General features: G+C 71.6%; 16 protein-coding genes and 1 tRNA gene. 5 read left to right on the top strand and 12 right to left on the bottom strand.

The window, feature by feature from the left end:
• Positions 1-52: 52 nt before the first annotated feature.
• The 3 genes from AB0310_RS02265 to AB0310_RS02255 all read right to left on the bottom strand — a co-directional run bounded on the left by AB0310_RS02265 (position 53) and on the right by AB0310_RS02255 (position 2,710).
• Positions 53-565 carry a PH domain-containing protein gene (locus tag AB0310_RS02265; RefSeq protein WP_259953269.1) on the bottom strand — a complete coding sequence of 171 codons (513 nt, stop codon included), beginning with the start codon at positions 563-565 and terminating at the stop codon, positions 53-55.
• A gap of 94 nt (positions 566-659) precedes the next feature.
• Positions 660-1,430: a biotin--[acetyl-CoA-carboxylase] ligase gene (locus tag AB0310_RS02260; protein WP_366236499.1), complete on the bottom strand. Its 771-nt coding sequence runs from the start codon at positions 1,428-1,430 to the stop codon at positions 660-662.
• Positions 1,427-2,710 carry a CDP-glycerol glycerophosphotransferase family protein gene (locus AB0310_RS02255; RefSeq protein ID WP_366236498.1) on the bottom strand — a complete coding sequence of 428 codons (1,284 nt, stop codon included), beginning with the start codon at positions 2,708-2,710 and terminating at the stop codon, positions 1,427-1,429. Before AB0310_RS02255 ends, AB0310_RS02260 begins: the two co-directional genes overlap by 4 nt.
• Before the next feature lie 146 nt (positions 2,711-2,856).
• On the opposite strand from AB0310_RS02255, the gene AB0310_RS02250 reads away from it, so the two are divergent.
• Complete coding sequence (locus AB0310_RS02250) at positions 2,857-3,882, top strand: glycosyltransferase (protein ID WP_187664124.1); 1,026 nt, start codon at positions 2,857-2,859, stop codon at positions 3,880-3,882.
• A 10-nt stretch (positions 3,883-3,892) separates the two neighbouring features.
• On the opposite strand, the gene AB0310_RS02245 is transcribed toward AB0310_RS02250, so the two are convergent.
• The 3 genes from AB0310_RS02245 to AB0310_RS02235 are packed head-to-tail and all read right to left on the bottom strand — an operon-like array spanning position 3,893 to position 8,196.
• Positions 3,893-5,329: a CDP-glycerol glycerophosphotransferase family protein gene (locus AB0310_RS02245; protein ID WP_366236497.1), complete on the bottom strand. Its 1,437-nt coding sequence runs from the start codon at positions 5,327-5,329 to the stop codon at positions 3,893-3,895.
• Entirely contained in the window at positions 5,326-6,579 is a 1,254-nt protein-coding gene (locus AB0310_RS02240; protein WP_366236496.1) for a CDP-glycerol glycerophosphotransferase family protein, read from the bottom strand. Before AB0310_RS02240 ends, AB0310_RS02245 begins: the two co-directional genes overlap by 4 nt.
• Positions 6,580-6,624: 45 nt before the next feature.
• Positions 6,625-8,196, bottom strand: a complete 1,572-nt coding sequence (locus tag AB0310_RS02235; RefSeq protein WP_259953155.1) for a S1C family serine protease — start codon at positions 8,194-8,196, stop codon at positions 6,625-6,627.
• Positions 8,197-8,291: 95 nt separating this feature from the next.
• On the opposite strand from AB0310_RS02235, the gene AB0310_RS02230 reads away from it, so the two are divergent.
• Positions 8,292-9,494: an aminotransferase class I/II-fold pyridoxal phosphate-dependent enzyme gene (locus AB0310_RS02230; protein WP_366236495.1), complete on the top strand. Its 1,203-nt coding sequence runs from the start codon at positions 8,292-8,294 to the stop codon at positions 9,492-9,494.
• Positions 9,495-9,504: 10 nt separating this feature from the next.
• Here AB0310_RS02230 and AB0310_RS02225 read toward each other — a convergent pair whose 3' ends face one another.
• The gene (locus tag AB0310_RS02225) at positions 9,505-10,314 is read right to left on the bottom strand and encodes a carbon-nitrogen hydrolase family protein (protein ID WP_366236494.1); all 810 of its coding nucleotides are present in this window, start codon (positions 10,312-10,314) and stop codon (positions 9,505-9,507) included.
• 78 nt (positions 10,315-10,392) lie between these two features.
• Between AB0310_RS02225 and AB0310_RS02220 the strand changes: the two genes are divergently transcribed.
• Together AB0310_RS02220 and AB0310_RS02215 are read left to right on the top strand one after the other, a co-directional pair.
• Positions 10,393-10,466: transfer RNA gene (locus tag AB0310_RS02220), tRNA-Met, on the top strand.
• Positions 10,467-10,553: 87 nt separating this feature from the next.
• A complete protein-coding gene (locus AB0310_RS02215; RefSeq protein ID WP_366236493.1) occupies positions 10,554-11,348 on the top strand; it encodes an aminoglycoside phosphotransferase family protein in 795 nt (264 codons plus the stop codon).
• A 99-nt stretch (positions 11,349-11,447) separates the two neighbouring features.
• On the opposite strand, the gene AB0310_RS02210 is transcribed toward AB0310_RS02215, so the two are convergent.
• The 3 genes from AB0310_RS02210 to AB0310_RS02200 form a co-directional block, all read right to left on the bottom strand.
• Positions 11,448-12,290, bottom strand: a complete 843-nt coding sequence (locus AB0310_RS02210; protein ID WP_259953142.1) for a universal stress protein — start codon at positions 12,288-12,290, stop codon at positions 11,448-11,450.
• A 337-nt stretch (positions 12,291-12,627) separates the two neighbouring features.
• Complete coding sequence (locus AB0310_RS02205; protein ID WP_187663674.1) at positions 12,628-15,531, bottom strand: UPF0182 family membrane protein; 2,904 nt, start codon at positions 15,529-15,531, stop codon at positions 12,628-12,630.
• A 73-nt stretch (positions 15,532-15,604) separates the two neighbouring features.
• Positions 15,605-16,696 carry a YlbL family protein gene (locus tag AB0310_RS02200; RefSeq protein ID WP_280569061.1) on the bottom strand — a complete coding sequence of 364 codons (1,092 nt, stop codon included), beginning with the start codon at positions 16,694-16,696 and terminating at the stop codon, positions 15,605-15,607.
• A 118-nt stretch (positions 16,697-16,814) separates the two neighbouring features.
• Here AB0310_RS02200 and AB0310_RS02195 point away from each other — a divergent pair, with 118 nt between their 5' ends.
• A complete protein-coding gene (locus AB0310_RS02195) occupies positions 16,815-18,227 on the top strand; it encodes a zinc-dependent metalloprotease (RefSeq protein WP_187663672.1) in 1,413 nt (470 codons plus the stop codon).
• Positions 18,228-19,053: 826 nt separating this feature from the next.
• On the opposite strand, the gene AB0310_RS02190 is transcribed toward AB0310_RS02195, so the two are convergent.
• Complete coding sequence (locus AB0310_RS02190; RefSeq protein WP_187663671.1) at positions 19,054-20,775, bottom strand: ATP-dependent helicase; 1,722 nt, start codon at positions 20,773-20,775, stop codon at positions 19,054-19,056.
• The gene (gene nudC / locus AB0310_RS02185) at positions 20,772-21,653 is read right to left on the bottom strand and encodes an NAD(+) diphosphatase (protein WP_187663670.1); all 882 of its coding nucleotides are present in this window, start codon (positions 21,651-21,653) and stop codon (positions 20,772-20,774) included. The genes AB0310_RS02190 and nudC overlap by 4 nt, the downstream gene beginning before the upstream one ends.
• Between the last annotated feature and the right edge of the window lie 6 nt (positions 21,654-21,659).

Raw genomic sequence — 21,659 nt, 5'->3', positions numbered from 1 at the left:
GCGCCCGGGGAACGCAGGTGCGCCCCGGACGGACCGGGCACGTCGGCCGCGCTCAGGCGAAGTCGTCGCCGCTCGCCTGGGCGTCGCGGTGGGCGAGGATCTGACCGACCTCGATCTGGTCGGCGAGGGTCTCGTGCACGAGGGTGACGTTCGGCACGTTCACCAGACGCAGAGGCGCGTCCACGCCGTTCGAGAGCGTGATGGTCCCGCAGCCCCACATCCGCTGCAGCGGGCCGCGACGGACGCCGATCGTGTAACCGCGTGCGTGCGACATCTCGCGGCGGTTGCGCGCGCCCAGGCCCTGGGCGGCGATGACGCGACGGGTCGTGATCGTCGTCGTCCGGGAGTACCAGACGATGAAGGGGATCACGACGGCGACGAGGACGACGGTCCCGGCAGCCGCGAGCAGCATCCAGTCCTCGAAGCCGGCCGGCAGGTTGCCGTAGAAGTAGGCGGTGGCCCCGAAGACGGCGATGAGCACGAGCGCCGACCAGAAGAGCCGACGCGCGTGGCCACGGAAGCGCGCGATCAGCAACTCCTCGGCGGGAGTGCCGGGCGGCGGCATCAGCGGGCGTCCGCCGAGCGTCACGGGCTGGGTCACACCCCCATTGTGCCCGGGATCGCCGACAACACCGTCCGTGCGGCGGCGTGTCCCCGCCTCACGCGGGGCGGACGTGCACGACGTCGCCGGCCGAGACCGCGTGCACGGTGCCCTCCGCCTCGACGCGCAGGCGTCCCTCGGCGTCGATGCCGACGGCCGTGCCGTCGAGCAGGGAGCCGCCGGGGAGCGAGACCCGCACGGCCTGTCCCACCGTCGCGCACCGTGCGGCGACCGCCGCATGGAGACCGCTCGCGATCGCGTCGTCCGCCGCGGTGAGCGCGGTCAGGTGACCGTCGAGCGCCGAGAGGTAGGAGTGGAGCAGCTCGTCCTCGTCGACGACCACGCCGTGCACGGCGAACGAGGTGGCCGTGGGCACCGGAAGCTGCGTCGCGGTCATGGACGTGTTGACCCCCGCGCCGACGATGACAGCGTGCGGGGTCGCCTCGGCGAGGATGCCGCAGATCTTGCGGCCGTCGACGAGGACGTCGTTCGGCCACTTGAGGGCGACGGTGGCGGCGGGCAGCTGCGCGGCGACGGCCTCGGTCATGGCCGCTCCGGCGGCGAGCGGGATCCAGCCTCGCACCGCGGGTTCGGCGGGCAGATCGCGGAGGAGGACGCTCACCGCGAGCGCCGACCCCGCCGGGGCCACCCACCGGCGATCCAGTCGCCCCCGTCCGGCAGTCTGGTGCCGGGTCAGGAGGACCGAGAGGTGCGGCCAGCCGTCGGCGTCGTCGGCGTGTCCACGGAGGTCGGCGTTCGTCGACCCCGCCGCGTCGACGACCTCGAGACGCGGTGCGAGCGCGGCGGAGCGCGGGAAGTCGCCCCTCATACGTCCTCGTCGTCGGCTTCGTCGTCGTCATCGTCCGCGTCACCGCGGACGGCGCCGATCTCGCGATCGCGCCACCGCTCCCACTCCCCCATGAGACGGTCGACGGCCGCGTGGAACTTCTGCGTCGCGACACCGGGGGTGGTGTCGCCGAAGTAGTGGCGCACCCACATCTGCAGCCGCGCGACGGCCGCCTCGTCCTGCCGCACGCGCTCCACCTCGGCGACGATGTCGTCCGCCGCCTCTGCGGACAGCCACTCGCAGTCCGAGAGGTAGCCGGTGGTGTCGACGGCGGCCTCCTCGTCGACCGGTCGCGTGATCATGAGCGGCTTTCCCGCCGCGAGGCGGTCGTACACCATGGCCGAGATGTCCACGACGGCGACGTCGGCGGCGGCCAGCTGCCATCCGAGCTCCGGACCGTCGTCAAACACATGCTGGGCGGTCGGATCGGCCGCGTTCGCGGCGGCGATGGCCGCGATGATGCGCCTGTGCGCCGCCCCGTAGGCCTCGTCGACGACACCGCTTCGCGGGTGCGGACGGTAGATGACGCGGTGCTCCCCCGTCGCGAGGAGTCGCGCCACGAGGCGCTCGCCGTGCGAGGCGATGGAGCCGTAGTGCGCGCTGGGCCGGTCTCCCTCCCAGGTCGGCGCGTACAGCACGACGAGACGGTCGTCCGGTGTGTACGGGAGCGAGCCGGAATAGTGGTCCGCCTGGGGGCGTCCGATCTCGATCGTCCGGCTCTCCACGTCGTAGTCCCACAGCGTCCGCGACAGCCGGTCCCTCGCCGCCTGACCGGCGACGAAGGCGTAGTCGTAGGCCTTGTACTGATTCGTGGTCATGTACATCTTGTCGGACTCGCCGTGGTTGATGAACACGTGCCACCGGCGGCCGTACCGGAACATCTGGAAGTTGCGGGTGTTCTGGTTCACGTACAGCACCACGCGGATGTCCTGCGTGGCCACGAAGCGCTCGAGATCGCGCACCTTCGGCACGAAGGCGACGGGCGGGCCGTCCTCCTCGAGGAGCTTCTCCGCGCCGGTCGCCTGGCGTGCCAGCACCACGACGGGCCACCGCTCGGCGAGCGCGGCCAGCGGGCGGTACCACTGCCGCATCTGGTACATGTTCACGGCGCCGTCCGCGAAGTACACCGCGACCTGGAAGTGCTCGGCCGGGTACGGCACCTGATCCGCCAGCCGGCGGCGGACGCGCTGCACCGCCGAGCGCGAAGCGAGCGCCCGCTGCAGGAGACGGTAGGCCTTCTTCGCGTCAGACAGTGCACCCATCCCTCCAGGATAGTTCGTCCTGTCCCGGCATCCGCGGCGGCGGACAGGCGGACGCCGCCTGAGAGAGAGCGGCAGGAGCGGCGTGACATGATCGACGTGTGCCAGCCAACGGATCCCCCACCCCCGTCACCGGGGTGTCCTTCGTGATGCCGGTGCTCAACGAACGCGCCTACCTGGAGCACGCCGTCGCATCGGTGCTCGCCCAGGAGGTCGGCGTCCCCGCCGAGCTCATCCTCGCGCTGGGACCGTCATCGGACGGCACCACCGCCCTCGCCCGCCGACTGGCCGCGGCCGACGACCGGATCCGTCTCGTGGACAACCCGGCCGCGCACATCCCGGTCGGCCTCAACGCCGCGATCCGGGCCAGCCGCTACCCCACGGTCATCCGGGTCGATGCCCACTCCGAGCTCGCTCCCGGCTACGCGGCCAGGGCCCTGCAGACCCTGCAGCGCACGGGGGCCGCCAACGTCGGCGGCGTCATGCACGCCGAGGGCCGGACGCCCTTCCAGAAGGCCGTCGCCCGGCTGTACAACTCCCCCGTCGGCCTCGGCGGCGGGGCGTATCACGGCGGCCGCGTCGAAGGAGAGGCGGAGTCCGCCTACCTCGGCGTGATCCGTCGGGACGTCCTCGACGAGGTCGGTCTGTTCGACGAGACGATCCGCCGCGGCGAGGACTGGGAGCTGAACCTGCGCATCCGCCAGGCCGGGCACCGCGTGTGGTTCGACCCCGAGCTGTCGGTGACCTACTGGCCCCGCGAGAGCTGGCTGCGCCTGGCCAGGCAGTTCCGCGCGACCGGCGCCTGGCGAGGGGAGCTGGTGCGGCGCTTCGGTCGTCGCAACGGTCTTCGTTACTTCGCGCCGCCGGTCCTGCTGCTGTTCGTCGCACTCGCCGTGGTCCTCGGGGCCTTGCAGCTCTCCGGTGCGGTGTCGGGAACCGCCTCCCTCATCGCCTCGTGCCTGGTCTACGTCCCGCTCGCGCTCTACGTGCTACTCGTGGTCGGCGTGGCCCTCGCTCCCGGCGGGGGCGGCGTGCGGCAACGCCTGTGGACGCTCCTCGTGCTGCCCACGATGCACCTCTCGTGGGGTCTCGGCTTCCTCGGCGGCGTGCTGCGCGGAGCCGGCGACACGGTGGACGCGTCCCGGCTCGGCACGCGGAACACCCCCCTGCCCTGACGTCCGACGACTACGGCGTGACGAATCCGAGGTCGAGGATCCGGTCGACCACCCGCTGCGCGGCCCGACCGTCGTCGAGGGTGTTGAACTGCCGCTGCCAGGCGGCATAGCGCTCGGCGTACCTCTCCCGGTGCCCCGCATCCTCCAGCGCGGCCACGAGTTCGTCCTGCGTACCGAGCAAGGGCCCCGGCGCCCGCTCCGCCAGATCGAAGTAGAAGCCGCGGAGCTGACCGCGGTAGTGGTCGAGGTCGGGCACGAGGAAGTACATCGGCTTGCCGGTCACCGAGAAGTCGAACATGACGGAGGAGTAGTCCGTGACGAGGGCGTCGGCGGCGAGCAGGAGCTGCGACGTCTCGGGGTAGCCCGTCACATCGATCACCCGGGCGCCGGCGCGATCCCTGCCCTCGCCCAGCGTGCGCGAGTGGCCGCGCACCAGCACGACGGCGTTCGTCTGCCGCGCGAGGAGTTCGGGATCGACGAAGTCGACCATCTCCGCCCGGTCGTCGCGCCAGGTCGGCGCGTAGAGGAGGACGCGCTCGTCGGCCCCGATGCCGAGCGCCGCGCGGACGGCGACCGGGTCCCCGGTACGCAGCGCATCGTTGCGCGGATAGCCGTCGACCCAGATCGGCCGCCCGAAGAACGCATAAGCCTTGCGCAGGATCCGCGCGGCGTACGTGTTCTGCGCGAGCAGCACGTCCCACCGCCGGGACTCCTTGACCACCGCCGCCATCCGCCGGGGATCGAACCCGGGGCGGTGCAGCGCCAGACGCTTGAGGGGCGTGCCATGCCAGGTCTGCAGCACCTTTTGCCCGGGCTTCCGCGCGAAGCGCCGTCGCAGCCAGTCGTTCACGACGAGCAGGCGCGCGGCCCCGCGGGCGTGCCACCATTCCGGGCTGCCCTCGATCACGGCGATCGCTCCGTCCGGCACCTCGACCGACAGGTCGGCGACGCTCCAGTACCGGCGCACTCCCGGCGCGCGCCGTGCGAGCTCCCGATCGATGGCGAGCGGGTTGCAGCCGACGCTCCGGCCGTAGAAGCTCTCGAAGAACACGGCGTTCTCGGTGCCGCCTGCCTGCGCCACGTAGCGCTCCTCGAGCGTGGAACGCCCCTCGGCGGTGTCGTACACGGGGTCCACGGGCGCCGCGATGTGGACGACGGCACCGTCGACGGCGATCCGCACCCCCGGGAGGAGCACCGGCGCGAGACGCAGCTCGGCCGGATCGACGCCGTCGATCCGCAGGTCGTACTCCCCGGACGGCAGAGGCAGCTCCGGACCGCCCCATCGCGACGCGCGGAGCGCGAACGTCGCCTTCCAGGTCTTCCCCCCACCGGTGAGGCGGGCCTTCACCCGCGCCCGCGGTCCGGTGAGCTCGGCGCTCTCCGGACGCTGCCCGGTCCCTGCGATGACCAGCGCCTGTGCCGTGTCATCGATGCGGGCCGTCGTCATGCTGCTCCCTTCGGCGCGGGGACCCCCCGCGCACGGATCGCCCGGTATACCCGACGAGTGTTCTGACCGTCACGGAACGCGTGCATCTCCGCGCTGAGCGTAGCGGAACGCTCGGCGGCCTCGTCGAACGCGGCCGCATCGCCGAGCAGCGACGCCAGCCGGACGAGGGCGTCTTCCCACCCCGTGGCGACGCCGGACGCGGCGACCTCCTCGAAGCGGCCGTAGAAGCCGCGGGTGCGGGCGTACTCGGCGACATCCGGTGCGAGGAAGACGACCGGCAGGGCGAGGAGCCCCACGTCGTACGCGAGCGACGAGTAGTCCGTGATGAGGATGTCGACGGCGGGCAGCACCGGCGTCACATCGCTGACGACCGTGCTGGGCAGCGCCCGCACCCGCGTCGTCGGCACCGGCGGCGCGTAGCTGCCGTCGCCGAGGGGGTGGGAGCGCACGAGGAGGACGGCGTCGTGGAATTCGAGCACCCGGATGATCCGCACCCATTCCTCAGCCGTCGGGACGGACGGGTCGGGAGCGCCGTCGCGCCAGGTCGGCGCGTAGAGGACGATCCGGTCGGTGTCGCCGATCGCGCCCACGGCCTCGGCGAGCAGCCCCCGTGCATGGGCGCGGCGTCCCTCGGGCGAACCGCTCGAGAGCACGTCGACACGCGGCTCCCCGGTCACCACCACGCGATCATCGCCCAGCCCGAACGCGGACTCGAGGCGTGCTCTGGCGCGGTGCGAGGCGGCAGGGAGCACCCGGATGCGCTGCGCGGCACCCCGGTACATCCAGCCGACGAGCCGACGCAGGACCGGCGCACCGGGCACGGCCGGCACCTGGGTCGTGGCGGGAGAGTCGAGGCCGATGCGTTTGAGCGGGATGCCGTGCCAGAGCTGCACCACGAACGCGCCGCCGTTGCCGTAGCGGTTCACGTCGCCGAGGCCGTGGGTCACGATCAGCACCCCGGCGCGCGCGGTCGCCCACCAGCCGCGCAGACCGCCCCGTGGCACGCTCCGCAGACCGAGGGCCGCGGCGTCCGCCGCTTCGCGCGGGGACCCGGCCAGCCACAGGGTGTCATGGCCCGCCTCCGCTGCGTACCGCTGCAGGGCGAGGGCGCCGTCCCCGACGCCGGCGCCGCACCCGAAGACCCAGCGCGGACCGCGCGGCACGAGAAGGGTGCCGAGACGGCCGAGGGCGTACAGCGGGATCCGGAGCAGCTTGGCCGCGTTGCCGGTGCCGAAAGAGAAGGACGCCACCCGGCGAGCCTATCGCGCAGGTGGCGTCCTTCTCTGACGTGGGGATCAGCCGGCGAGCGTGCCGAGCGTCACCTCGATGTCGCTCTCCTTGCCGTCGCGGACGTAGGTCACGTCGGCCTTGCTGTCGGCGGCCGCTGCGCGCACCTGCGCCGTGAGATCGGTCGCGCTCGTGATCGGGACGCCGTTGAAACGCGTCACGACGTCACCGGCCTGGAGACCGGCGGCCTCGGCGGCGCCCCCGTCGGTGACCTCGGCGATGTAGGCGCCGGCCACCGTCGCGCCCTCGACGCCGGAGGCATCCCGGACCGAGGCGCCCAGGAGGCCGTGCGTGGCCGCGCCATCGGCGATGATCTCATCGGCGACGCGCTGGGCGATGTTGGACGGGATGGCGAAGCCGATGCCGATCGAACCCGACTCCTCCGAGTTGCCCGAGCTCGCGATCGCGACGTTGATGCCGATCAGCTCGCCCTTGCTGTTGACGAGGGCACCTCCGGAGTTGCCGTGGTTGATCGCCGCGTCGGTCTGGATCACGGCGATCGAGATCGACTCGGTGGCCTGCTGCCCGCTGTTGCCGGGCAGATCGAACTGGAAGGGCCCCTCGCCCTGGCCGTCCTCCGGTGCCTGCTCCTGCGGGGCGTCCTCGGAAGAGGAGTCGGGCAGCGCGGAGGAGGCGATCTGGATGCTGCGGTTCAGCGCGCTCACGATGCCGGTGGTGACCGAGTTGGCCAGGCCCAGCGGGGCGCCGAGCGCCACGGCGGTATCGCCGACGTTGAGCTTCGACGAGTCGGCGAACTCGATCGGAGTCAGGCCCTCGGCGTCCGTGAGCTTGATCACCGCGAGGTCGTAGATCGGGTCGGTGCCGACCACGGTCGCCTCGTAGATGCGGCCGTCGGAGGTCGTGACGCGGATCGTCGGATCAGCCGCCGCGCCGCCGAGGGTCACGACGTGGGTGTTGGTGAGGACGTAGCCGTCCTTGCTGATGATGACGCCGGAGCCGCTGCCGGCCTCCTGCGACCCGGCCACCTCGATGGTGACGACGGAGGGAAGCGCCTCGGTCGCGACCGCGGTGGTCTCGTTGACCGAGCCGGGGTTGTTGACCGTGACGGTCTGCGGTCCCTGCGCCGTGCCGGAGGACGGGGAGTCCTGCAGCCCGGTGAGCAACGCGCCTCCGCCGAAGCCGGCGACGCCGCCGACGAGGGCGGCTGCGACGATGAACGCCGCGACGCGGGTGCCGCCGCGCGACTTCTCCTTCGTCGCGGTCGGGGTGCCCTCGGCCGGCGGCACCGTGCCGTCGAGCGGCCGGGTGTCGTGCGCCGGGACGCCGAATGCGGCGCCGGGGACGCCCGCCGCGGCGGGACCGGGCGCGGCCAGCCCGTGCGGCACGGGTGCCACGGTCGGGGCACCGGCGGCGTGCGACGCGAACGTCGGCGGCATGTGGTGGCCCTGCGGGGCGACCGGGGCGGAAGCGGCCGGGGTGCCCGTGAGGGTGCCGTCGGCGGCCGGAGACGGCGCGCTCGGCGCGGCCTCGGGGGTCTGAGGGGTCTGGGGGGTGTGTCCGGCCGACACGGCGTCGTCCGACGCCGGTGCCGGGCGGTCCTGCGGGTTGTCCTGGTTCATGGTGTGCTCCTTCAACGCTCCTCCAGGATGCCCCGCATCCCTGTGCGTTCCTTATGCCGAGCTTGAGTTTCAGCTATGGCCTTAGCCTGTTCTTCATGAGTGTCATCCCCGGCGCATGGCGTCGCACGGCGGCCGGTGCCGGTCTGCTCGACGCGGACGGTACCGTCGCGCCCACCATCTTCGCAGAGATGTCCGCCGCGGCGGTCAGAACCGGCTCCATCAATCTGGGGCAGGGCTTCCCGGACGAGGACGGCCCGGAGGTGGTCCTCGCCGCCGCACGCGCCGCGATCGCCGAGGGCGTCAACCAGTACCCGCCGGGGCGCGGCTTCCCCGATCTCCTGCAGGCGATCGCCGAGCATCAGCAGCGGTTCTACGGGCTCGCCGTCGACCCGGGCACCGAGGTCATCGTGACGGCCGGGGCGACCGAGGCGCTGACGGCGACCCTGCTCGCGCTCATCGACGGGCCGGAGGACGAGGTCGTCGTCTTCGAGCCCTACTACGACTCGTACGCCGCGGCGGTCGCGCTCGCGGGCGCTCGGCTCCGGACCGTGCCGCTGCGGGCGCCGGACTTCCAGCCCGACCTGCAGCAGCTCGCGGAGGCGGTCACGGATCGGACGCGGATCATCCTCGTCAACGACCCGCACAACCCCACGGGAGCGGTCTTCGACGAGGAGGTCCGCCGGGAGGTCGTGCGTCTGGCCGAGAAGCACGATGCCGTGATCGTCACCGACGAGGTCTACGAGCACCTCACCTTCCGCGGCCCGCACGTGCCCATCGCCACGCTGCCCGGCGCTGCGGAGCGGACGCTGACCATCTCCTCGGCCGGGAAGACCTTCTCGACCACGGGGTGGAAGATCGGCTGGGTGCACGGCCCCGCCGCGCTCATCACGGCCGTGCTGACGGTGAAGCAGTACCTCACCTACGTCAACGGCGCGCCTTTCCAGCCCGCCGTGGCCGTGGGCCTGCGCCTCGACGATGCGTTCTTCGCCGATGCCGCCTCCCTGCTCGCCCGCAAGCACGCGATCCTCGGCGACGGTCTGCGCGCGGCCGGCTTCACCGTCCATGCCCCACAGGGCGGCTACTTCACGGTGGCCGACGCGACGGCTCTCGGCGGCGCCGATGCGGCGGCCTTCTGCCGCGCGCTTCCGGAACGGGCCGGGGTCGTGGCGATCCCCCTCACCGCCTTCGTGTCCCCCGCGCGACGCCCGGCGTACGCGGGCCTCGTCCGCTTCGCGGCGTGCAAACGCGCCGATGTCCTGGAGGAGGCGGCCGCCCGTCTCTCCGGTCTGCGCGCCTGAAGCGGGTCGGTCAGCGCGGGACCACGTCGTAACGCCGTGCACGCAGCGAGGGGTTCGTCTCCCGGACCCTGGTGATCGCCGCTCCGTCGACGACTCCGAGTGCCACCCCCGGCTCGGGCCCGACCCCCGCGCGGACGACGCCCTGCGGGTCCACGATGCGCGAGTGCCCCACACCGATCGGCGCCGGGTGGTCGGCGGCGATGACGAACACCGTGTTCTCGATGGCCCGCGCGGCGAGCAGCGTGGTCCAATGGTGCTCCTTGAGCGGCCCGCGCACCCATTCCGCCGGCGCCACGAGCGCGTCGGCACCGGCGACCGCGAGGCGCCGCGACAGCTCGGGGAACCGCAGGTCGTAACAGGTCATCAGCCCGAAGCGCAGACCTCCGAGTTCGAAGACCGCGGGCTCGCCGATCTCCCCCGGCTCCACCCAGTCCGACTCGCTCTGCCCGAACGCGTCGTACAGGTGCTGCTTGCGGTAGACCGCGAGGATGCCGTCGCCGCGCACGGCGACGACCGTGTTGCGCACGCGCCCCTCGTCCGAGGCCCTCTCGGTGACGCCCGCGACGATGACGACGGCGAGTTCCGCGGCCAGGCCGATCAGTCCGGTCACGAACTCACCGTCGAGACCCTCCGCATTCGCCGCGAGGCGTTCGTCCATCGGATCGACGAAGAAGCTCGAGTACTCCGGGAACACGATGAGCTTCGCCCCCAGTCGGGCGGCGTCCGTCGCGAGCTCGGCGATCCGCTCCCTGTTGGCCTCGCGCGAATCGGTGGGAGCGAACTGGCACACGGCGACGGGGACGGCGGCGTTCTCAGGCATGACGCCATCCTCTCGCACCCGTCGCTGCCGCGCTCGATTCGACGCCTCTCCAGATCCGTGATAAGTTATCTCTTGTGCCGCGGGGTGGAGCAGTTCGGTAGCTCGCCGGGCTCATAACCCGGAGGTCGCAGGTTCAAATCCTGTCCCCGCAACAAATGGAAGGCCCTCTGGCCGGGAGAAATCCCAGGCCAGAGGGCCTTTCGCATGTGGCGGGAGCCGACCTCTGGGAGTATCGAGGGGTGAGCCGACCAGTCGACATCGATGCAGCCGTGGTAGCTGAGCTCGTCGAAGAGCAGTTCCCCCGCTGGGCGCACCTGCCCGTCCGCGCCGTGGCGCGTCAGGGGTGGGACAACAGGACTTTCCGCCTGGGTGAGGATCTGTCGGTTCGCCTTCCCGTTGCCGAGTCCTACGCGACGGCCGTGCAGAAGGAGAGCAGAGCGCTCGAGTTCCTCGCCGGACGGCTCCCGGTCGCCGTTCCCTCCGTCGTTGCGCTCGGCGAACCCGGCCGCGGCTATCCGTTTCCGTGGTCCATCCGCCGGTGGCTCGACGGCGACACGGTCGACCGCGTCGCGGGGCTCGATAGTGTCCGCCTCGCCGTCGATCTCGGGGGCCTCCTCCGCGTCCTGAGGTCTCTTCCCGTGCACGCGGGGCAGGCCGCCGGCCGGCACTCGTTCTTGCGCGGTTCGCATCCGAGCGTCTACAGCGATGACGTCCACGCCGCGCTGCAGCGGCTGGACGACACCGTGGACACGGAGAACTGCCGGAGCGTCTGGCTCGCGGCGACGAGCAGCGTCTGGGAGTCCTCGCCCGTCTGGTTCCACGGCGATGTCGCCGTCGGGAACCTCCTCATCAGCGACGGCAGCCTGTCGGCGATCATCGATTTCGGCACCTGCGGCGTCGGCGATCCTGCCTGCGACCTCGTCATGGCGTGGACGTACTTCGAGGGGGACGCGCGTGACGCGTTCCGCGACGCTGTCGGACTCGACGACGCGACGTGGCGACGGACGGCTGGGCGCTCTGGAAAGCGCTGGTGACCCTCTCGGGCGGGTCAGGACCGGGCGGAGACGACAGCCGACGCGTGCTTCACGAGGTGCTGACCAGCCCGCTCTAGGCCGCGGATGCCGTCCCGCCGGTCAGCGGACGACGGCGGTGGGCGCGACGAGCGCCGCGAGGACCTCGTGGCTGATCGACCCGAGCAGGAACCGGGCGACGGCCCCCCGCCCGTGTGAGCCCACCACGGCGAGGCTCGCGGCGGCGGCCGCCCGGTTGATGACCTCGGACGGGTACCCGCGCTCGACCCGGGGCTGCAGCTCGAGATCCGGATACGTCTGGCGCAGCCCGGCGAGAGCGACGGCGAGAGTCTCTTCGGCCAGCTCCTGCATGGAGGAGAGGTACTGCTCGGGATACGACCTCGCTCCGCGCGGAAGGGGCACGGGCGTCCATACCGTCACCGCGATGAGGGGCTCGCCGAGGCGGTCGGCTTCGGCAGCGGCGAAGGCGACGGCGGCTTCCGAGATCGGCGACCCGTCCACTCCGACGACGACACCGCGGCGGTCTCCCGCCTCGATATCCGGGATCACCACGACGGGGCAGGACGAGTCGGCGACGATGCGCAGCCCGTGCGCCCCGCGCCGCGGGCTGTCCGCGTCATCGGGTCGGAAGTCGCTTCCGATCACCAGGAGGTTCGCGCCCGCGGTGGTCGAGACGAGCTGGCGGACCGGGTCGCCGCGGAGCACGACGATGTCGACGTCCAGGCCCTGGGCCTTCAGCGTCTCCGCGTGCTCCTCCAGCAGACTCCGCGCGGCCGCGATCGCCGCGTCCACCACAGGGCCCTCCCCGACGGCACCGACCGCTCCCCCGACGACGCTCGCGAGGAGCAGAGTGGCCTTCCGCGACCGTGCGCGATGCGCGGCCCACTCCAGTGCTCGTCGTCCCGCCGACGTGTCCACCACTCCTACAACGATGCGCTCAGCCACGGCGACCTCCCTGTTCGCCTCCACCCTCCCATGCCATCCCCTCCTCGCGCGACGGTTCGTCCCGGACAAAACCCTCCGCCGTGACCGGCACTCGCGCCAGATCCGGCTTCCTATCAGGAGGGCGCCTGACCTCGCGCGCCCGCCTGCTGCCGCGAGAACGCCTGTCCCGGCGCGCCACGCGCGCACGCAGGCACCCGCGCGACAGCAGGCACGCCTGCAGGATGTCGCCTGAAACGGCGCGAGCGCCTGATGCGGCGGACGCGCGTCAGGGACGCGGGAGCGACGGGGAATGCGAAAGGGCACCCCGTGGGGGTGCCCTTTCGTGTGCGTGGCGAGATTACTCTGCAGCGGCCTCCAGCTCCAGGAGCTTCTCGACGGCCGCGGTGAGCCGCTTGTCCGCCTCGCCGAACTTCTCCAGGTCACCCTCGGTGAGGGCCGCCTGGCGGTCGAGGAGCGCCTGCTGCGCCTTCGCCAGGGCGTCGGCCTGCTCATCCGTCGGCGTCGGCGTGGTCGGCGTCTCCCCCGTGTCGGGATCGGTCGCCTCCGGGTCGGTGGGTTCGACCTCGTCATCGCCACCGGTCGCGCCGGAGTCGCCGCCGAACAGCGTGTCCAGCGCCTCGGTGAGGGTGTTCTCGAAGGCCACCCGGTCACCGAAGGCGACGAGCACCTTCTGCAGACGCGGCAACTGCGTCCCCTCGGACGACTGCACGTAGACCGGCTGGACGTAGAGCAGACCGCCACCGACGGGCAGAGTCAGCAGGTTGCCGTAGATGACCTCGGACTCCCCCTGCTGGAGCAGGTTGAGCTGCGGCACCACGGCCGTATCCGAGTTGTAGGTGTTCTGCACCTGGCCGGGACCGGGCACCGTGGTGTCGGTGTCGATCTCCAGCATGCGCAGCTGCCCGTAACCTTCGGCCTTGACGCCCTTCTCGGCGCCCGCATCCGAGTCGACGGCCAGGTAGCCCATCAACACGTCGCGGCTGCCGCCCGCGCCCTGGGAGGCGGGGATGAACGTCGAGAACATCGAGAACCGCGGTTCCTCCTGCCCTGGCATCTGCATGGTCAGGTAGTACGGCGGCTGCAGCATCGCGTCGCTGCGCGGGTCGTTCGGCGTCTGCCAGCGGTTGTCCTGCTGGGCGAACGAGCCGGCCTTGTCGACGTGGTAGATGCCGAGGATGTCGCGCTGCACCTTGAACAGGTCGGTCGGGTACCGGACGTGGCTCATGAGCTCCCCGGACATCTCGCTGATCGGCTTGAGGGTCGACGGGTAGACCTTCTGCCAGGTCTTCAGGACCGGGTCCTCCTCGTCCCAGGCGTACAGCGTGACCGAGCCGTCGTAGGCATCGACCGTGGCCTTGACCGAGTTGCGGATGTAGTTGATGTCGTCGATCGCGAGCGACGGCGTCGGCACGTTCGAGTCGGCGATCGCGTCGGACAGGCTCACGCTCGTCGAGTACGGGTACGTCGAGCTGGTCGTGTACCCGTCCACGATCCAGACGATGCGGCCGTCCACGACGCTCGGGTACGGGTCGCTGTCGAGCTCGAGGTACGGCGCGACCTTCTGCACGCGGGTCTTCGGGTCGCGGTCGTAGAGGATCTGCGAGTCGTCGTTGACGAGGTTGGAGAAGAGGATCTGCTCCGACTGGAACTTCAGCGCGTAGAGCAGCTTGGTGAAGCTGTCGCCGATCTTCGGTCCGCCGTTCCCGGAGAACGTGGTCTTCGTCTCGCTCGAACCGTCCTTGCCCCGCGGGTAGTCGATCTCGACCGGGTCGGCCCCCTCGGGGGCGCCCACGATGGAGTACTCCGGGGAATTCTCGCCGAAGTAGACCCGCGGCTCGAAGTCGCCCTGCTCGGACAGGAAGCCCGAGGTCGGGATGCCGCGCTCGAGGAAGACGGGCTCGCCGTCCGTCGTGCGCTGGTTTCCGGCCGCGGCGACGAGACCATAGCCGTGCGTGTAGACCGCGACGCGGTTGTTCCAGTTGTCACCGTCGCCCAGACCCGACATGTCGAGGTCACGGACGGAGACGACCGTGTCCTGCTTCACGCCGTCGATCTCGTAGCGGTCGACGTCCATGGTCGTCTGGAACTGGTAGTAGCCGCGGTACTGCTCGAGCTGGCGGACCGTCGGCGGGATGACCTTCGGGTCCATGATGCGGATCGACGCCGTGGTCTCCGCGTCGGCGCGGAGCTGACCGGCCTCGGCGTCCGTCTCAGCCTCGAAGGCCGTGGTCTCCAGGTCGGCGACGCCGTAGGCCTCCTTCGTGCCGTCGATGTTCCGCTGGTAGTACTCGGCCTGATAGGCGTTCTGGTTCGGCTTCACCTGGAAGGTCGTGACCACCCACGGGTAGCCGATGCCGATGACCAGCGAGGCCACGATCAGCAGCGCGGTCGCCGCGAGGGGGAAGCGCCAGCGGCCGATGACGGCCGTGATGAAGAACAGGATGGCGACGACGGCGGCGATGATCGCGAGGATGCCGAGGCCGGGGATGGTCGCGTTGGCGCCCGTGTAGGCGGCACCGGTGATCCGGTCGTCCGGTTCGACGAGGGTCTTGTAGCGGTCCAGCCACAGGCTCGCCGCCTGCACGAGCAGGTACAGCCCTGCGATGACCGCGAGCTGGATGCGGGCCGGCTTCGAGATGCGCAGCTCGCCCTGGCCGATGCGCACGGAGCCGTAGAGGTAGGACACGAGCGCGGTGACGAGAAGGCTCAGCAGCAGGACCGCCGAGACGAACGCGAGGAGGATCGAGTAGAACGGCATCGCGAACATGTAGAAACCGGTGTCGACGCCGAACTGCGGGTCGACCTCACCGGTGGCGACGCCGTTGGCCCACAGCCACACGGTCTTCCAGTTGCCGGCCGCCGCGAATCCCGCGAAGAGGCCGAAGAAGATCGGCATGCCCCACATCGCGAGGCGGCGCAGCGGCTCGATGACCTCCTGGTAGCGGTCGAGCTGGGAGCTCAGCCGCACGTAGACCGGACGGAGCCGGTAGGCGAGCTGGATGACGACGAACAGCGGAACCGCCATGCCGAGGAAGCCGATGACGAACATCACCGCCGTCGCGATCCACTGCGTGGTGAGCACGCCGGTGAACCCGACCTGGTCGAACCAGAGGAATTCGGTGTAGAGCGACGCGAAGACGAAGAACGCCGCGATGAGCGCGGCGATGATCACCAGGGAGATGCCGAGGATGCGTCGGGAGGTTCGAGGCGTGGCCGGGGGCTGGGCTGGGGTCGAGGTCACCCCTCCATCCTAGGCACCGCTCGCTGTGGGCGGGCTGTCACACCGGTCACGGCGGGGTCACGACCGCGCGGGCTCAGGTGGCGGGGACGTCGCAGGTCGGCAGCGCGTCGACGTCGCCGTCCTCCGCGATGACCTCGAGCGCCGCGAGGGATTCGTCGAGGGTCGCGGTGCGGATGACCTGCAGGCCGTCCGGCACATGCCCCACGACCTCGTCGCAGTTCGCCTCCGGTGCGAGGAAGTAGTCCGCGCCGGCGTCACGGGCGCCGTAGAGCTTCTGGCGGATGCCGCCGATCGGTCCGACGGTCCCCTCGGCGTCGATCGTCCCGGTGCCCGCGACCTCCTTGCCGCCGTTCAGCTCGCCCGGGGTCAGGGTGTCGATGATCCCGAGGGCGAACATCATGCCCGCGCTGGGGCCGCCGACGTTGTCGAGCTGGATCGTGACGTCGACCTCGAAGTCGTAATCGGTGCGCAGCGTGATGCCGATCAGCCACGTCGTCGTGCCGTCCTGGGTCTGCTCCTCCGGCGTGATCTCGACCGTCTGCTCCGCGCCGTCGCGGCGCACCGTGAGCGCGACCGGATCCCCGCCCGCCTCCTGGATGGCCTCGCGCAGCGCGGTCGCCGAGGTCACGGGCGTGCCGTCGATCGCCGTGATCACGTCGTCCGCCTCGAGCAGGCCGTCGGCAGGAGAGCCCTCGACCGCGTCGACCACCACGACCTCGGCTCCGGTGTCGTAGCCGAGCTCGTTCAGCGCGGCGGCCGTCGCCTCGTGCTGCGAGTCGACCATGAGCATCGCGTTCCGCTCGTCGCGCTGCTCGGTCGTGACGCCCTCGGGGAACACCGCGTCCAGCGGCACGACGGCGCGCGAGGCGTCCGTCCAGGCGAGCGCGAGCTCGAACCAGCTCGGCGTGCGCTCCCTGTTGCCGACGACCTGGACGGTCGTCAGGTCGAGCGTGCCGCCCGTCTCGTACGTCTCGGTCCCCTCCACGCTGATGAGCGGGACCTGCTCGCCGTCCGCGTTCTTCGCGGTACCGAGGGTGTCGTACACCGGGCCCGGACGCTGGATCACGTACGGCGAGGGCAGGAAGGTGAGGACGGCGAGCGCGGCGAGCGCGACCACCAGCGCCCAGACCCCGAGTCCGAGCTTCCCTGCACGCGGTCGTTCCACAGCAATCCTCCGTCGTTCGCGAGCGGCGTACAGCGATCTGCCCGCTTCGGGGACGCGCACTGAAACCTGTGACTAGCGTAGATGCCACGGCTTCAGACGTGCTGAGAGGGCGAGCGACATGGCAGACAACGAACCGAACCCGGAGGACTTCCAGGAGTTCCTGCGACGGATGCTCTCGAACCAGGGCGGTGGAGACATCGACCCCGAGGCGCTGCGCGGCGCCTTCCAGGGGATGGACGGCTTCGCCTTCGACCCGGCGATGATGCAGACGATCATGTCGCAGCTCCAGGGCGCCTTCGGCGGTGATCCCTGGGAGAACTCGCTCCGGCAGGCCCTGCACATCGCCAACCGCGAGGGTCAGGGCATCGGCGACGGCTCCCGCTCCTCCCTCGCAGACTCGTTCGCACTCGCAGGTCTCTGGCTGAGCGAGGCGACCACCATCTCCGAGCTCGCAGAGCCGCCGGTGGCGATGACCCGCGGCGAGTGGGTCGAGAGGACCCTTCCGGTGTGGAAGGAGATCGCCGGCCCCGTCTCGACGAGCATCGCCGACGCGCTGACGTCCGCCCTCGACACCCAGGTGCCCGAGGAGATGCGCGGCGTGGTGCAGGGCGCGGGACGCTTGATGCGGGGCCTCGGCGGATCGGTGTTCGCCGCCCAGTTCGGTCAGGTCCTCGGCAACCTCTCCCTCGAGGTCGTCTCCGGGGGCGACGTGGGCATCCCGGTGCTCCCCGCGGGTACGGCCGCCGTGATCCCGCAGAACCTCACCGCGTTCGGCGAGGGGCTCGAGATCCCGGCAGACCAGATCGCCCTCTACGTCGCGACGCGCGAGCTCGCCTACGCCCGCCTGTATCGGCACGCCAAGTGGCTGCACCTGCACGTGATGGCGCAGATCACCGACTTCGCCCGCGGCGTGACGGTGGATGTCGATGCCCTGGAGGACGTGGCGAGCCGCCTCGACCCCTCGAACCCCGAGGAGCTGCGCGCGGCGATCGAGGGCGGAGCCCTGCTCCCGACCCAGACCGAGGCGCAGCGCGAGGCCCTCGCCCGCCTGGAGAACCTCATCGCGACGATCGACGGGTGGGTCGACGTCGTCACGGCGGAGGCCACCTCCCGACTGCCGGACGGCGGCCGGATCGCCGAGGCGGCCCGTCGTCGCCGTGCCGTCGGCGGCCCCGCGGAGGACGCTCTGGGTGCGCTGGTCGGGCTCAAGCTCCGACCGCGACGCATCCGCGAGGCCTCGGCCATGTGGCGGGCGGTCACGGACGCGGTCGGCGTCGCCGCCCGGGACTCCCTCTGGGACTACCCGGACCTCATGCCCACCGCCGAGGACATCGACGACCCGACGGCCCTGATCGCGCGTCTGCAGGCCGCGGAGCGCGGGGAGCAGCCCGAGGCCGACGAATTCGATGAGGCGCTCGCCCGCCTGCTGGACGGCGACGACTTCTCCGCGGAGGCGCCCGCCGAGGACGGCGACACGGATCCGCGCACCGACGGCGACGACGACACTCCGGAGGGCGAGCGCCCGGTCTGAGTCCGGCCATCCGGGTCGGGGACGGACGATCACTCTCCCTCCCCGACCACGGACGGACCGCCGACTTCTCCACCGATCCCCCGAATCGGCCTGCGGCTCCACGATGCTCCGCAGAATCGAGGGGTGCCGCTCACCCCGACGACCCTGACCCGTCTCGACCCCGCATTCCCGCTGCTCTGGCGCGACGGGATGACCCTCCAGGTCGGCGACGATCCCGCCATCCGGGTCCCGGCGTCCGAGCCCTGGGTCGAACGGCTCCTCAGCCGCATGCGCCGAGGGTTCCGACGCAGCGCCTTCGATGTCATCGCGCACCGCGCGGGAGCGCCGCGGGAGGAGGCCAGACGGCTGCTGGCCATCGTCGAACCGGCACTGCAGGACGAGCCCGCCCGCCCGCTCGCCGCCCGGGTGTCCACGCTCGGGCTCACCGACACCCGCGCCGAAGGGCGGCTGTGCGAGGCGCTCGCCGACGAAGGGGTGTCGCTCGCGACGACCTCGGCGCCGGCATCGACGGTGGTCGCCGTCGTCCTCGTTCCCGGTGCGGCGGCCGCCGTGCAGTTCGCGCCGTTCCTGCGCACGGACTCCCCGCACCTGCCGATCGCCGTCGAGCCGGCGCGCATCACCGTGGGACCGCTGGTCGTGCCGGGGCTCACGCCGTGTCTGACCTGCCGGGATGCCGAGGACACCGCTCGGGACCCTGCCTGGCCGCTGCTCCACGGTCAGCTCGTCGGCCGCGACCCCGGGCGCATCACACTCGCCAGGGTGGCTGCGGCCGGAGCGGTCGCTGCGCGTCTCCTCGCGGACCCCGAGGCCGCCCGCATCGCCCGGATCAGCGCGGACGGCGTGATCGGGTGGCGTTCGGTGCGATTTCGCGCAGAATGCCTGTGCCGCGACCCGTCGTCCCCATCTCCGCCAGGAACCGCGAGGGCGCCCGTTCGCCGCGCCCCGCCGATCGTGCCCAGGACAGCTCCAGCGTGCGCGCAGCCCGCGTGACCCCCACGTAGGCGAGGCGACGCTCCTCGTCCACGGCCTCGAACGTCGTGGCATACGAGATGGGCAGCGACCCCTCCGCCCACCCCGCGAGGTAGACGTGCGGCCATTCGAGGCCCTTGGCCGCATGCAGCGTCGACAGTGTCACCGTCCGCATCGTCGGCTCGTGCTGATCCTTCGCGCGGGCCATGAGCTCGTCGCTGAACGATCGCAGGGTCGCTTCCGGACCGGCATCCTCCGCGAGCCGCAGGATGGCCCGTCGCGCCTCCCAGCCGTCGCGCTGAGCTCCCCCGGCGGCCGGCGGCTCCTCGGTGAGTCCCAGCTCGCGAAGCACCCGCCGCACCCCTGGCAGGAATCCGTGCTCGGTCGGCGCGACCGCCGCCGCACGGAGCGCGAGGATCGCCTGGCGTACCTCCGGCATGGCGAAGAATCGCGTGCCGCCGAGCACCGAGGTGGCGATCCCCTCGGCGGCGAGCGCCTGCTGGAGCACCGCGGACTGCGCATGGGCCCGATACAGCACGGCGATCTCGGACGGGGAGGCGCCGTCGGCGATACGGGCCGCGACACCGGCCGCGATCCCCGCGGCCTCCTCCGACTCCGAGTCGTACGCCGTGACCGTCGGCGGCTCGGCGGTGAAGTGCTCCCGCGCGGGGACCAGCTCCAGCGCCCCGGGGCGACCGTGCATCAGCGCGTTCGCCGCCGTCAGGATGGGGGCCTGGGACCGGTAGTTCGTCTCCAGCCGGATGACCGTCGCGTCGGGGTGCCGCCTTTCGAACTCGAGGAGGAACCGCTGCTCCGCCCCCGCGAACGAGTAGATCGTCTGGCTGGCGTCGCCCACCACGCAGATGTCGTGCCGATCGCCCAGCCACAGCTCCAGGAGCCGGTTCTGGAGCGGCGACACGTCCTGGAACTCGTCCACGGTGAAGTGCCGGTACTGCTCGTGAACGGCGGCTGCGACCCGTGGCTCGGTCTCCAGCATCCCCGCACAGGCGAGCAGCACGTCCTCGAAGTCGAGCTGATGACGCTCGTCCTTCAGCGCCTCGTAGCCGCGCATCAGCTCCACGAGCTGGGTGGGGTCGATCCCGGTGATCGGACGGCCCAGCTCGGCGTACCGGTCGATCGAGATCATCGACACCTTCCGCCACTCGATCTCCGAGGCGATGTCGCGCAGGGTCGCCGTGCGGGGACGCAGGCGGAGGGCATCGGCGGCCTGACCGAGCATGCGCACCTTGTTGTCGATGATCGACGGCGCGGGGGCCCCCGCCAGCGTGGGCCAGAAGAAGTTGAGCTGGGCGAGCGCGGCCGCGTGGAAGGTGCGGGCGGCGACGCCTTCGACGCCCAGCGCACGGAGGCGTCCGCGGAGCTCACCGGCGGCCTTCGCGGTGAACGTCACCGCCATCACCCGGGACGGCGAGTAGGCACCGGTGTCCACCCCGTGCGCGATGCGGTGCGTGATGACCCTGGTCTTCCCGGTTCCGGCCCCCGCGAGCACCGCCACCGGCCCCCGCAGGACCGAAGCCGCCGCTCGCTGCCGCTCGTCGAGGGCATCGAGTGCGCTCACGGGCGCTCCTCGAACCAGTCGACGATGAGAGCGCGCGCGATCGAGGCGGGTCCCGGCAACCCGACGGGACCGTCCCCGGCGAGCGCGGAGCCGATCTCCTCCCGCGTGAACCAGCGCACGTCGATGATCTCCTCGCCGTCGGGTCTAGCCGCGGCTTCGTCTTCGACCGCGGCGCGGAACCCGACCATGAGCGAGCGGGGGAAGGGCCACGCCTGCGAGGAGATGTAGCGCAGCGTCGAGAGGCGCACGCCGGACTCCTCCTCGATCTCCCGGTGCACGGTGGCCTCGAGGGATTCGCCCGCCTCCGTGAAGCCGGCGAAGCAGGAGTACATGCGACCGCCCCAGTTCGCATTGGCACCGAGCAGCAACCGCTCGCCGTCCGCGCTCTCGACGGCGACGATCACCGCGGGGTCGGTCCGCGGGAAGTGCTCGCGGCCGCAGACCAGGCACCGCCGCGACCAGCCCGCGTTGCGCAGCTCCGTCCCTCCGCCGCAGGTGGGGCAGAACGGGGCGTCGCGGAGCCAGCCGGCCAGTGCGACCGCGGCGACGAGCACCTCGGACTCCCCGGCGTCCAGGCGCCCGCCGAGGTCGCGGAGGCCGAGCCAGATCTCGTCCGGCGCCGTGTCCAGAGCATCGGTCTCCGGCGGGAGCGCGGCGAGCAGGAGCGCGGAGCCGTCGGCTTCACGACCGAGCAGCGCCCATGTCCCGTCCGTGACGTCGTCCGCCGAGACGCGCAGCAGCGCCGAGGCCGCGACGCGCACACGCCCCTCCCGGACGACGATGACGCGCGAGGCCGCGAGGCCGCTGAGACGCTCGATCACGCCCTCCTCCTCGCGGAGTTCGGCGGCGCGGTCGAAGAACGGGCGCGGAATGCTCATCGACTC

The organism is Microbacterium meiriae, assembly GCF_040702565.1.
Taxonomy (GTDB): domain Bacteria; phylum Actinomycetota; class Actinomycetes; order Actinomycetales; family Microbacteriaceae; genus Microbacterium; species Microbacterium meiriae.
Note: the sequence above shows the minus strand (reverse complement) of the source record. Positions and strands in the feature narration are given on the sequence as shown.